Below are 12353 nucleotides of genomic sequence, written 5' to 3' on the forward strand. Positions count from 1 at the left end.
GCTAACCAGTTATTCCAGCGGACCGCCTGTGGCGCCCGCTGAATGCCAACGTTAGAAGGCTAAGTCCCGTGTCAGACACTTTTGCGCCGCCTACGGTCACCGTCGTGCAGACAGCGTTTGCGTCGGATAGGACGACGCGGGTTGAGTCCGTGACCTTGGATTCCAACGGGCTCTCAATCTCAGTGTCTTCAAAGCTCTGGGACGCAAGGGTTGGGTTTGAACAGACCTATGGATTTCGAGTTCTGGACGAGTTGGACCTAACGGAGTTCTGGTCGCGTTGCACATTGGAAGATGGCTGGCTCTTTGAAGTGACCAGCGGCGGCTGGAAAGAACTTGAACTGACACGTCCGTACTTCTATTCCGGGCGCCAAGCCTGGGTCCGCGAGTACCTTGTCGTCGGTCTGAATGAATGTGTTTCCGTGCTTACCAAAGAAGAGCCTTCAGTGTTGGCTGCCGCGCCTTCTAACCCCTCGCTCCAACCGACCGCCTTCGGCGGCGGCTGAGCTCAAACGTTGTGCAGCAAGCTAGGCCGCGCATGAAGATCCGTCTTCGGTTCGTCGTTCGCAGCGATCTCGCGGGGGAATCCGCATCGGGCTTGTTCGAGTCGGGCGCTGTTCAGACGTCTTCAACTACTGGCTGCCGTGATCTTGCCTGGCTGAGCAAGGCCGCTTGTTCTCCGTTTCGTGTTTCGCCACCAGAGGGCAGGCGGACAAGGCGCTTGGCGCCTCGGGCGTACGCCCCGTGGGTACCGCTTCGGTATGCTCTCGGGCAGTTCCACGGCAGTGCCTCCGAAGTGGCTCTGCACAACCTGTCATTCGAGCGGACCGCCTTCGGCGTCCGCTCACTTTCACGTTATGCAGCAGGCTAAGCAACGCTCGAAGATCCGTTTTCGGTCGGGCTTTCGCCTCGATCACGTGGAGCAATCAGCTGTGATTTCCTCGGATTCGGGCTGCATCCGCCCCGGACCAGCTTTCGGCCGCAGTGATCTTGCCGGTCTTGGCCAAGCTGCTTGTTCTCTCTTCTTGGTTCGCCGCCGCCTGCGCAGTGAGAACCGCGCCTGCCGCCTCAGCCGATCGCCTCATGGGTACAGCTCCAGTATGCTGCCTGCCACTTCCACCGCAGTGCCTTCGATTTGGCTCTGCATAACCGGTCGCTCGAGCCGATCGCCTGCGGCGTCGGCTCAGCTTCAACGTTGAGGCTGTAAAAAAACCACCCCATCGGGTCCGTCCCGATTCACTGCGAAGCCCCTGACGCATCAAATACACAGACCCGTCCAGGAGGCCGCCATGCCGCGCTACAAGCCCAGTGATTGCCACGCGCTGATGCTGCCCGTGGTGCTGTCGGAACAGATCGTGCCGGGCAGTTTTGCCTTTGCGCTGAGCTACCTGGTCGATCACGAGCTGGATCTGAGCGCCCTGGATGCGCGCTTCAAGAACGACATCACGGGCGCCAGCGCCTACGACCCGCGCGTGATGCTGAAGATCGTCTTGCTGGCCTACAGCCAGGGCATCATCTCCAGCCGTGGCATCGCGGCCGCCTGCTCACGCAACGTGCAGTTCATCGCCATCAGCGGCGACAGCCAGCCCAGCCACGCGCACATTGCCAAGTTCGTGGTCTCGCTGAGCGATCAGATCCAGCCTCTCTTTGCCCAGGTGCTGATGACTTGTGACGCCCAGGGGCTGATCGGCCGCGAGATGTTCGCCATCGACGGCGTCAAGCTGCCCAGCAACGCCAGCAAGGAGCGCAGCGGCACGCAGGAGGAACTGCGCCACCGGGCCGAGCGCCTGGACAAGGCGGCCGACAAGATCCTGGCGCTGCACCAGGCGCAGGACAAGGCGGGAGCACAGGAGCCCTTGGAAGCCAAACGGCAAGCCCGCGTGGAAGCCTTGCGCGAGGAGGCCGCACGCACCCGGGCCTTCGTCGCCCAGAACCCCAAGCGACTGAATGCCAAGGGCCAGGAGCTCAAGTCCAACATCACCGACCCCGACAGCGCCAAGATGGCCACCAACAAAGGCGTGATCCAGGGCTACGCAGCGCAAGCAGCCGTGGACAGCGCCAACCAAGTCATCATCGCTGCCGACGTGGTGGGCTCAGGCTCGGAGCAGGCCATGCTCGCGCCCATGATCGAGCAGGCCAAGCCGTGGAGCGACGAGAGTACCCTGGTCACCGCGGATGCGGGCTATCACAGCGAAGCCAATGTGCAGCAACTGCATGACAGCAACACCCCAGCGCTGATCGCCGACGGACAGATGCGCAAGCGCGACGAGCGCTTCGCGGAGCAGGCCAAGCACAAGGCAAAGCCTGACCCTTTGCACGACAAGAAGGCAGCGGCCGAGAAGCCCGAGGAAGGCAAGCACTTCCGACCCAAGGACTTCAGCTTCAACGACGCAGCCCACACCGCCACGTGCCCGGCGGGCCAGGTCTTGAGCAGCAGCGGCCGCCTCCATATCACCGCGAGTGGCCAGCCCTATCAGACCTACACGGCCAAGGCGACGGACTGCGGCAGCTGCGCGCTGCGCACCAAATGCATCAAGACCCGTCAGGCTGATGAGAAGAGCCCACCGGCACGAGGCCGCCAGGTCAGCCGCTTTCTGCCCAGCGCACCCGACCCCGAACACCCGAGCGAGCGCATGCGCCAGGCGATCGATTCACCGCGAGGCCGGCAGCTCTACAGTCAACGCATTGGAACGGTGGAGCCGGTGTTTGCGAACCTGCGGCACAACAAGCGCCTGAGCCGCCTCAACCACCGCGGGCAGGCCAAGGTGCGGACGCAGTGGAGCTTGTATTGCATGGTGCACAACATTGAGAAGCTGTCGGGCGCGGGGCTCGGACAAGCGAGGGCGCAATAACGCGGCCGACAGGCGGCACAATCCGATTCAAACGCTGAAGAACTGGCCGAGAGACTGGCCGAAAGACTCAAAGTTACCCATGAATCCAGATCCAAGAACTCGCAAACATTCCGTCATGCCGTGCGGTGCGCGTGGGTGCGAGATTTGGGTTTTTGGACAACCTCGTTAGACCCATGAGAACCCGCCGCACCTTACTCATCGCGCTTATGTCAATCCTTGGTTTCTTCGCTGGTCGTGCTCAGGCTTCACCTGAAGCCGATTTCTGGAAGTGGTTCCAAAAAAATGAAGCAGCTCTTTTCGAGTTCGAGCGAGATCAAGAAAAAACATTTGATCGACTGGCAACTGAAATGCACAAGGTCCACCCAAGTCTGACGTTCGAGTTTGGCCCCAAGCAGGGCAACCAACGCGAGTTCGTCATAAGCGCAGACGGGATTCGCGATGCCTTCCCCAAGGTAGAAAGTCTCTACGCTTCCGCGCCACCTTTACCGAAGTGGAAGCTCATCAAGTTCCGCCCTCGGCGTGAGCCTATGGACCTTCAGTATGGTGGTGTCTCAGTCAAGGTCAGCTCCGTGTCAGTGCTCATTCAACCCGATGGTCAGAAAGTTGGTCTCACGGTCATCATCCCTGGCTATACAAAGGAGAATCACAAAACATATGCAGGCTTTGCCTTTCTCTTTCTCGATCAAGCGCTCGGCGAGTTCGATGTCGAAACACGAGTTGGCTTCATTGAGGTACAGGCACCGTCATCTGCCAGCTCGGGGGCGCACCCATTGCATGAGTTCCCCAAGGCCTTTGATATGTTCTTCGCTAAAAAATGAATGGGTCTAACCCTGCGTTCGAGCAGACTCGCAACGGCTGGTCTCTACAGGCCCTCATTTCATTCTGGGCCTTCCGCGCCCAGCCGTCACTCGCGGCTCAACTTCGACGTTATGCAGCAAGCTAAGAAACGCTTGAAGAGCGGTTTTCGGTGTGGCGACCGCCACGACTGCTCTGCGCATTACGCCGTGACTTCCTCGGAGTCGGGGGCGTCCTGCACAGTGCCAGCCTCCGGCCGCCGTGATCTCGCCGTTCTTGGCCAGGCTGCTCGTACTCTCTTCTTGGTTCGCTGGCGGCCCGCAGAAGAACAACGCGCTTGCCGCCTCAGCCGAGCGCCTCATGGGTACAGCTTCGGTATGCTTTCGGCCACCTCCACCGCAGTGCCTTCGACCTGGCTCTGCATAACTGGTCGCTCGAGCCGATCGCCTGCGGCTCCGGCTCAGCTTCAACGTTGTGCAGCAAGCTAGGCCGCGCATGAAGATCCGTTTTCGGTTCGGCGATCGCCGCGATCTCGAGGATCAAACTTCGTTGCGCGTGTTCGAGCCGCGCTGCCGGCGAACGAAGCCAGCTTCCGGCCGCGGTGATCTGGCCTGCTTTGCCTCCGCAGCTTGTTCGCCGTTTCTTGGTTCGCCGCCAGAGGGCAGGCGGACAAAGCGCTTGGCGCCTCGGGCGTTCGCCGCGCGGGTACAGCTTCGATATGCTGTTGGGCAATTCCACCGCAGTGCCTCCGAAGTGGCTCTGCACAACCTGTCATTCGAGCGGACCGCCTTCGGCGTCCGCTCACTTTCACGTTAGGCGTCACCAAGTTGCACATCGTTCCAAGGAGCATTTTCTTATGCGTGGCTATTGTCATTGCCAAGTCCGCCAATGCTGTTGACGCTCCGAGCGTATGTGGCCTGAAGCTTGGTGCTTCGGCAGTGGAGGCAAGATCCAAATTCAATTTGGCTAGGGTTGGTCAACAGCAGTATGTCGAAGGAGGGAAGACGTTTGTAGAAGATCGCTTGGAAGGCAAGCCGAAGAGCACGGAATGCCTGGAGGTGAGAACTCCGGAAAGCAATGAGCCAAGCGTGGTTGTTTCCGTAACCCTCGGTCCATCTGGCGCCGTGAGGTCAATAGCTCATCGGACGCGGCAGCCCGATTGCAATCTCGCCGAAAACGAGATCACGGAACGACTGGGTGCACCGAAGACGGTGGAAGACGAGTTCGTAGAGTGGCGCCCAGGCCGGAACTTTTTTGTGGTGTTGCGCCGCTATACAGGCGAGGACTGTTGGCTCTCTTATGTCTCGGTTCGTGGAGCTCAGCGGTGACGCCTAACCCATCGCTCAACCGGACCCGCAACGGCATGCCGCCTTCGGGCCTCATTTCATTCTGGCCCTGCGGCGTCCTGCCGTCGCGGGCCGGTTAGCTCAAACGTTGTGCAGCAAGCTAGGCAACGCATGAAGATCCGCCTTCGGCCCGTCGCTCGCCACGGTCTCGCTGGCCAGTCCGCATCGCGCTTGCTCGAGTCGGGCGCAGTTCAAGCACTGTCAGTCCCTGGTCGCCGTGATCTTGCCTGCTTTGCCTCCGCCGCTTGTTCGTCGTTTTTTGGTTCTCCGCCAGAGGGCAGGCGGACAAGGCGCTTGGCGCCTCGGGCGTTCGCCGCATGGGTACCGCTTCGGTATGCTGTGGGCCTGTTCCAAGGCAGTGCCTCCGAAGTGGCTCTGCACAACCTGTCATTCGAGCGGACCGCCTTCGGCGTCCGCTCACTTTCACGTTGAACAGCATGCCGGACCACGCTGAATTCGCCGCGAAGCTTTGCCCAGAATTGCAGGCGATCCTCCGTGCCGAGCTGCAGGCGGGAAACGTCATCGCTGAGAGCTGGTCCGATTGGGGTCTTGGCGTCCTTCTTCGCGACCCATTTCATCAAGCGCACGATCACTCTGGGCGTATCGTTTATCGCGACCTGAACGACCCCCACTACTGGAAGGCTGAGTATTCGTGTCCGGACCTGCAACAGATCATCGGCTGTCGGTTCTGACGTGCTGTTCAACCTTTTGCTCCAACCGACCCTTGCCAGCTACGCTGGCGCGGGCGGCTGAGCGCTGACGTTATGCAGCAAGCTAATAAACGCTTGAAGGGCGGTTTTCGGTCTCGCGACCGCAACGATTGCTCTGTACATTGCGCCGTGATTTCCTCGGGGTCGGCGGCTTCCCGCACATTGCCAGCCTCCGGCCGCCGTGATTTCGCCGGTCTTGGCCAGGCTGCTCGTACTCTCTTCTTGGTCCGCCGGCGGCCCGCAGAAGAACAACGCGCTTGCCGCCTCAGCCGAACGCCTCATGCGTACAGCTTCGGTATGCTGTCGGCCACCTCCACCGCAGTGCCTTCGACCTGGCTCTGCATAACCGGTCGCTCGAGCCGATCGCCTGCGGCTCCGGCTCAGCTTCAACGTTGAGGCTGTAAAAAAACCACCCCATCGGGTCCGTCCCGATTCACTGCGAAGCCCCTGACGCATCAAATACACAGACCCGTCCAGGAGGCCGCCATGCCGCGCTACAAGCCCAGTGATTGCCACGCGCTGATGCTGCCCGTGGTGCTGTCGGAACAGATCGTGCCGGGCAGTTTTGCCTTTGCGCTGAGCTACCTGGTCGATCACGAGCTGGATCTGAGCGCCCTGGATGCGCGCTTCAAGAACGACATCACGGGCGCCAGCGCCTACGACCCGCGCGTGATGCTGAAGATCGTCTTGCTGGCCTACAGCCAGGGCATCATCTCCAGCCGTGGCATCGCGGCCGCCTGCTCACGCAACGTGCAGTTCATCGCCATCAGCGGCGACAGCCAGCCCAGCCACGCGCACATTGCCAAGTTCGTGGTCTCGCTGAGCGATCAGATCCAGCCTCTCTTTGCCCAGGTGCTGATGACTTGTGACGCCCAGGGGCTGATCGGCCGCGAGATGTTCGCCATCGACGGCGTCAAGCTGCCCAGCAACGCCAGCAAGGAGCGCAGCGGCACGCAGGAGGAACTGCGCCACCGGGCCGAGCGCCTGGACAAGGCGGCCGACAAGATCCTGGCGCTGCACCAGGCGCAGGACAAGGCGGGAGCACAGGAGCCCTTGGAAGCCAAACGGCAAGCCCGCGTGGAAGCCTTGCGCGAGGAGGCCGCACGCACCCGGGCCTTCGTCGCCCAGAACCCCAAGCGACTGAATGCCAAGGGCCAGGAGCTCAAGTCCAACATCACCGACCCCGACAGCGCCAAGATGGCCACCAACAAAGGCGTGATCCAGGGCTACGCAGCGCAAGCAGCCGTGGACAGCGCCAACCAAGTCATCATCGCTGCCGACGTGGTGGGCTCAGGCTCGGAGCAGGCCATGCTCGCGCCCATGATCGAGCAGGCCAAGCCGTGGAGCGACGAGAGTACCCTGGTCACCGCGGATGCGGGCTATCACAGCGAAGCCAATGTGCAGCAACTGCATGACAGCAACACCCCAGCGCTGATCGCCGACGGACAGATGCGCAAGCGCGACGAGCGCTTCGCGGAGCAGGCCAAGCACAAGGCAAAGCCTGACCCTTTGCACGACAAGAAGGCAGCGGCCGAGAAGCCCGAGGAAGGCAAGCACTTCCGACCCAAGGACTTCAGCTTCAACGACGCAGCCCACACCGCCACGTGCCCGGCGGGCCAGGTCTTGAGCAGCAGCGGCCGCCTCCATATCACCGCGAGTGGCCAGCCCTATCAGACCTACACGGCCAAGGCGACGGACTGCGGCAGCTGCGCGCTGCGCACCAAATGCATCAAGACCCGTCAGGCTGATGAGAAGAGCCCACCGGCACGAGGCCGCCAGGTCAGCCGCTTTCTGCCCAGCGCACCCGACCCCGAACACCCGAGCGAGCGCATGCGCCAGGCGATCGATTCACCGCGAGGCCGGCAGCTCTACAGTCAACGCATTGGAACGGTGGAGCCGGTGTTTGCGAACCTGCGGCACAACAAGCGCCTGAGCCGCCTCAACCACCGCGGGCAGGCCAAGGTGCGGACGCAGTGGAGCTTGTATTGCATGGTGCACAACATTGAGAAGCTGTCGGGCGCGGGGCTCGGACAAGCGAGGGCGCAATAACGCGGCCGACAGGCGGCACAATCCGATTCAAACGCTGAAGAACTGGCCGAGAGACTGGCCGAAAGACTCAAAGTTACCCATGAATCCAGATCCAAGAACTCGCAAACATTCCGTCATGCCGTGCGGTGCGCGTGGGTGCGAGATTTGGGTTTTTGGACAACCTCGTTATGCAGCAAGCTAATAAACGCTTGAAGGGCGGTTTTCGGTCTCGCGACCGCAACGATTGCTCTGTACATTGCGCCGTGATTTCCTCGGGGTCGGCGGCTTCCCGCACATTGCCAGCCTCCGGCCGCCGTGATTTCGCCGGTCTTGGCCAGGCTGCTCGTACTCTCTTCTTGGTCCGCCGGCGGCCCGCAGAAGAACAACGCGCTTGCCGCCTCAGCCGAACGCCTCATGGGTACAGCTTCGGTATGCTGTCGGCCACCTCCACCGCAGTGCCTTCGACCTGGCTCTGCATAACCGGTCGCTCGAGCCGATCGCCTGCGGCTCCGGCTCAGCTTCAACGTTGGGCGTCAACAGATGCACATCACTGAACTCGAACCGCTGCGGAAGAAGGTCATAGTCCTTCGCGGGAATACTTCCACCCGCGACATCGCTGCCTTCGTCGAGGAACTCGTTGAGCGGGCCAATACGCCAGCAATGGCTCAAAGTGCCTGCGACAGAGTCATCAGCATGTGTAACCCAAAGGCTTGGGGCGACAGGCTTGTCGAAGGGTTTGGTGATGATTTCCTTGCTTGGCAATCGTTCTTGGGCGAACTCAGTGATCTTGCCAAGCAGTGCGGGCAAGCCATCTACGACAACAGGCATAGGGCATAGCGATGTTGATGCCCAACCTTTTGCTGCAGCGGACGGCTTCGCCGCCCGCTGAGCGCGAACGTTATGCAGCAAGCTAAAAAACGCTTGAAGAGCGGTTTTCGGTGTGGCGACCGCCACGACTGCTCTGCGCATTTCGCCGTGAATTCCTCGGAGTCGGGGGCGTCCCGCACAGTGCCAGCCTCCGGCCGCCGTGATCTCGCCGGTCTTGGCCACGCTACTCGTACTCTCTTCTTGGTTCGCTGGCGGCCCGCAGAAGAACAACGCGCTTGCCGCCTCAGCCGAGCGCCTCATGGGTACAGCTTCGGTATGCTGTCGGCCACCTCCACCGCAGTGCCTTCGACCTGGCTCTGCATAACTGGTCGCTCGAGCCGATCGCCTGCGGCTCCGGCTCAGCTTCAACGTTAGCCATCTAGTACGTCTATGCGACTTCTCTATGCAATTACTGCGCTGTTCATCTGCACGGAAGCCGGCGCCGCGGAGCTACCATGCGGGATCAAGTCGGTCCAGCTTCGCTATCAATCGATAGAGGTGGAGTTTTCGGAGAAGGCTGACTGGACTGTCGTCAGCCGAGGATTGTCGGGCGACTACTTGATTCGGTCTGGCAAAGTCCTCTATATCGACGATGCAAACTTGATGCACGAGCAGCCCCCATATCGTCTCACCGCTGGGGAGCAATTGAACCTCCATATTCCTCACATTTCCTGCACACTGATTGCCGTGGTTGGAGATGTTTCGCGTGGACTCATTGTTCGTTCTTCATCTTCGTTGCCAGGCATACGGCGTACGCAGCGCTACGATTTCGTGCCGGCAGATGAAGGTCGGTCAGCTAAGTAGGCGAGGCAGGCCTAAGCATTCGTGGCAAGGAGCAGATGGCTAACTATTCCATCGAGGGGACAGCCAACGGCGAGCATGGTTTGTGTTGGTTGCCAAAGCTTGTGCCGCCGTCGTCTGCTCCTCATGTCAAACGTTAGGGCGCATATGGGCCGCGACATTTTTGTCCAAGATTTGCCTCCCGGAATCGAATCGATCGCCGATATTGCGGATGACTTTGCTCCAGGTGCAATTGGCCATCGCGCTCACTTCATTGCCGCCATTAAAGAAATTGCGCCTCACGCTGATTTCTCCGATCCGAGTTGGGGCGTAATCGCCAAGCAGAACAGCTACCACATTGAAGTAAATTTCGGCCGCGACGAAGACCTGGAAAGCTTTGCCTTCCATGTGGCAGGTGGAGCCGAAGCAGATGCGCTTATTGCGAAGATTTTGAAGACTCTTGGCCTCCGGGCGCTTGATACGGCATCCGAGTCCGGGTTGTTTGAACTGCCTACGCCAAATCATGCGCCCTAACCCGTCATTGCAGCCGACCCTGGCCGGCTGCGCCGTCCGGTCGGCTGAACTCCAACGTTGAACAGCATGAACACCAGTGAGCCAACTTGGACGCAGATTCTTCAGCGCTCAGTGCATTGGTGGGTGATTGGCGGAGCCCTCTGCCTCATTGGCATGGCCGGAGCATCTCGTCTTCTCGAATTAGCGGCAGGCGATGATCCTGAATCCTGGGTTAACTTGCCCGCAGCGGTTCTCCACTACAGCTTGTTCCCAACGATTTTGGTCGTGGCGCATTTGTTCTTCGTCATTTCAATCCTTGGGCTGGCTGTTCTGCCGAGGAAGACAATTTCAAACAAAACACGAACTCTTGGACTGTGCTTTTTTGGTCTTGTTGCTTCACTAGTGGTTTTGGTGCCCTTGTACTTCGGCTTGGGTGTCAAATGACTGGCGGCTCCATGCTGTTCAACCTTGCGCTGCAGCCGACCCGCGCCAGCTTCGCTGGCGTGGTCGGCTGAGCTCAAACGTTGTGCAGCAAGCTAAGCAACGCATGAAGATTCGCCTTCGGTCCGTCGTTCGCCGCGGTCTCGCGGGGGAATCCTCATCGCGCTTGTTCGAGTCGGTCGCAGTTCAAGCTCTGTCAGTCCCTGGCCGCCGTGATGTTGCCTGGCTGAGCAAGGCCGCTTGTGTTCCGTTTCGTCCTGCGCCGCCAGCGGACAGGCGAACAAGGCGCTTGGCGCCTCGGGCGTTCGCCGCGTGGGTACCGCTTCGATATGCTGTGGGCCAGTTCCACGGCAGTGCCTCCGAGGTGGCTCTGCACAACCTGTCATTGGAGCGGACCGCCTTCGGCGTCCGCTCACTTTCACGTTATGCAGCAAGCTAAGAAACGCTTGAAGGGCGGTTTTCGGTCTCGCGACCGCCACGATTTCTCTGTACATTGCGCCGTGATTTCCTCGGGGTCGGCGGCTTCCCGCACATTGCCAGCCTGCGGCCGCCGTGATTTCGCCGGTCTTGGCCAGGCTGCTCGTGCTCTCTTCTTGGTCCGCCCGCGGCCCGCAGAAGAACAACGCGCTTGCCGCCTCAGCCGAGCGCCACATGGGTACAGCTTCGGTATGCTGTCGGCCACCTCCACCGCAGTGCCTTCGACCTGGCTCTGCATAACTGGTCGCTCGAGCCGATCGCCTGCGGCTCCGGCTCAGCTTCAACGTTATGCAGCAAGCTAAGAAACGCTTGAAGGGCGGTTTTCGGTCTCGCGACCGCCACGATTTCTCTGTACATTGCGCCGTGATTTCCTCGGGGTCGGCGGCTTCCCGCACATTGCCAGCCTGCGGCCGCCGTGATTTCGCCGGTCTTGGCCAGGCTGCTCGTACTCTCTTCTTGGTCCGCCCGCGGCCCGCAGAAGAACAACGCGCTTGCCGCCTCAGCCGATCGCCACATGGGTACAGCCTCGGTATGCTGTCGGCCACTTCCACTGCAGTGCCTTCGAAATGGCTCTGCATAACTGGTCGCTCGAGCCGATCGCCTGCGGCTCCGGCTCAGCTTCAACGTTAGGCCTCATGGAGTACCTCGAAAAGATGTCGGTTCTTCGCGATGGACTGTGGCTATACGCTTCGGAGGTTCCGGTGCGAGTTCGCATTCTTGAAAGCCAAGAGACGTGGGGTACAGGTGACTACGAGGATGAAAGTTGCATTGCTGAGAACCAGCCAACGCCGTGCTACTTTCTTGCCTACGAGGCGGCCGGATCTCCAGAAAGCTTCTGCAACCTTGTGCCGAACCTGCCGTCCTTTGAGGAGGCCGTAGCTCATGCAGAGAAGAAATTCCCAAACATCACATGGCAGGCGCCGTGAGGCCTAACCTGGCGCTCGAGCCGACTCGCGTCGGCAAGCCGCCGCTCGCGGCTCAGCTTCAACGTTGTGCAGCAAGCTAGGCCGCGCATGAAGATCCGTCTTCGGTTCGTCGTTCGCAGCGATCTCGCGGGGGAATCCGCATCGGGCTTGTTCGAGTCGGGCGCTGTTCAGACGTCTTCAACTACTGGCTGCCGTGATCTTGCCTGGCTGAGCAAGGCCGCTTGTTCTCCGTTTCGTGTTTCGCCACCAGAGGGCAGGCGGACAAGGCGCTTGGCGCCTCGGGCGTACGCCCCGTGGGTACCGCTTCGGTATGCTCTCGGGCAGTTCCACGGCAGTGCCTCCGAAGTGGCTCTGCACAACCTGTCATTCGAGCGGACCGCCTTCGGCGTCCGCTCACTTTCACGTTATGCAGCAAGCTAAGAAACGCTTGAAGAGCGGTTTTCGGTGTGGCGACCGCCACGACTGCTCTGCGCATTTCGCCGTGACTTCCTCGGAGTCGGGGGCGTCCCGCACAGTTCCAGCCTCCGGCCGCCGTGATCTCGCCGCTCTTGGCCACGCTGCGCGTACTCTCTTCTTGGTTCGCTGGCGGCCCGCAGAAGAACAACGCGCTTGCCGCCTCAG

At 60.7% G+C, this 12353-nt stretch carries 10 protein-coding genes; 9 read left to right on the forward strand and 1 reads right to left on the reverse strand.

The features are described 5' to 3' along the window. The first annotated feature begins 149 nt into the window (after nt 1-149). The 6 genes from OOB33_RS13610 (at nt 150) to OOB33_RS13635 (ending at nt 7749) form a co-directional block, all read left to right on the forward strand. Nucleotides 150-503: a hypothetical protein gene (locus OOB33_RS13610; protein WP_271009072.1), complete on the forward strand. Its 354-nt coding sequence runs from the start codon at nt 150-152 to the stop codon at nt 501-503. Between the two features lie 783 nt (nt 504-1286). Continuing rightward, a complete protein-coding gene (locus OOB33_RS13615) occupies nt 1287-2849 on the forward strand; it encodes an IS1182 family transposase (RefSeq protein WP_271009073.1) in 1563 nt (520 codons plus the stop codon). Between the two features lie 173 nt (nt 2850-3022). Then, nucleotides 3023-3667 carry a hypothetical protein gene (locus OOB33_RS13620; protein WP_271009074.1) on the forward strand — a complete coding sequence of 215 codons (645 nt, stop codon included), beginning with the start codon at nt 3023-3025 and terminating at the stop codon, nt 3665-3667. Nucleotides 3668-4504: 837 nt separating this feature from the next. After that, nucleotides 4505-4972, forward strand: coding sequence for a hypothetical protein (locus tag OOB33_RS13625; RefSeq protein ID WP_271009075.1), 468 nt, complete (start codon nt 4505-4507; stop codon nt 4970-4972). 455 nt (nt 4973-5427) lie between these two features. Further along, nucleotides 5428-5682, forward strand: coding sequence for a hypothetical protein (locus OOB33_RS13630; RefSeq protein WP_271009076.1), 255 nt, complete (start codon nt 5428-5430; stop codon nt 5680-5682). A 504-nt stretch (nt 5683-6186) separates the two neighbouring features. Then, entirely contained in the window at nt 6187-7749 is a 1563-nt protein-coding gene (locus OOB33_RS13635; protein ID WP_271009073.1) for an IS1182 family transposase, read from the forward strand. 378 nt (nt 7750-8127) lie between these two features. Here OOB33_RS13635 and OOB33_RS13640 read toward each other — a convergent pair whose 3' ends face one another. Further along, complete coding sequence (locus OOB33_RS13640; protein WP_271009077.1) at nt 8128-8682, reverse strand: hypothetical protein; 555 nt, start codon at nt 8680-8682, stop codon at nt 8128-8130. Between the two features lie 861 nt (nt 8683-9543). Between OOB33_RS13640 and OOB33_RS13645 the strand changes: the two genes are divergently transcribed. The 3 genes from OOB33_RS13645 to OOB33_RS13655 all read left to right on the forward strand — a co-directional run bounded on the left by OOB33_RS13645 (nt 9544) and on the right by OOB33_RS13655 (nt 11732). Next, the gene (locus tag OOB33_RS13645) at nt 9544-9909 is read left to right on the forward strand and encodes a hypothetical protein (protein ID WP_271009078.1); all 366 of its coding nucleotides are present in this window, start codon (nt 9544-9546) and stop codon (nt 9907-9909) included. A gap of 66 nt (nt 9910-9975) precedes the next feature. Further along, nucleotides 9976-10332: a hypothetical protein gene (locus tag OOB33_RS13650; RefSeq protein WP_271009079.1), complete on the forward strand. Its 357-nt coding sequence runs from the start codon at nt 9976-9978 to the stop codon at nt 10330-10332. Nucleotides 10333-11372: 1040 nt separating this feature from the next. Further along, the gene (locus tag OOB33_RS13655; RefSeq protein ID WP_271009080.1) at nt 11373-11732 is read left to right on the forward strand and encodes a hypothetical protein; all 360 of its coding nucleotides are present in this window, start codon (nt 11373-11375) and stop codon (nt 11730-11732) included. Nucleotides 11733-12353 lie beyond the last annotated feature (621 nt).

The sequence above is a fragment of the Paucibacter sp. B51 genome, assembly GCF_027863535.1.
GTDB classification, from domain to species: domain Bacteria; phylum Pseudomonadota; class Gammaproteobacteria; order Burkholderiales; family Burkholderiaceae_C; genus Paucibacter_A; species Paucibacter_A aquatilis.

Coding starts and splice junctions, on each gene's coding strand:
- OOB33_RS13645 (WP_271009078.1), top strand. CDS start 9,544: ATGGGCCGCGACATTTTTGTCCAAGATTTGCCTCCCGGAATCGAATCG.
- OOB33_RS13630 (WP_271009076.1), top strand. CDS start 5,428: ATGCCGGACCACGCTGAATTCGCCGCGAAGCTTTGCCCAGAATTGCAG.
- OOB33_RS13615 (WP_271009073.1), top strand. CDS start 1,287: ATGCCGCGCTACAAGCCCAGTGATTGCCACGCGCTGATGCTGCCCGTG.
- OOB33_RS13635 (WP_271009073.1), top strand. CDS start 6,187: ATGCCGCGCTACAAGCCCAGTGATTGCCACGCGCTGATGCTGCCCGTG.
- OOB33_RS13655 (WP_271009080.1), top strand. CDS start 11,373: ATGGCTCTGCATAACTGGTCGCTCGAGCCGATCGCCTGCGGCTCCGGC.
- OOB33_RS13650 (WP_271009079.1), top strand. CDS start 9,976: ATGAACACCAGTGAGCCAACTTGGACGCAGATTCTTCAGCGCTCAGTG.
- OOB33_RS13620 (WP_271009074.1), top strand. CDS start 3,023: ATGAGAACCCGCCGCACCTTACTCATCGCGCTTATGTCAATCCTTGGT.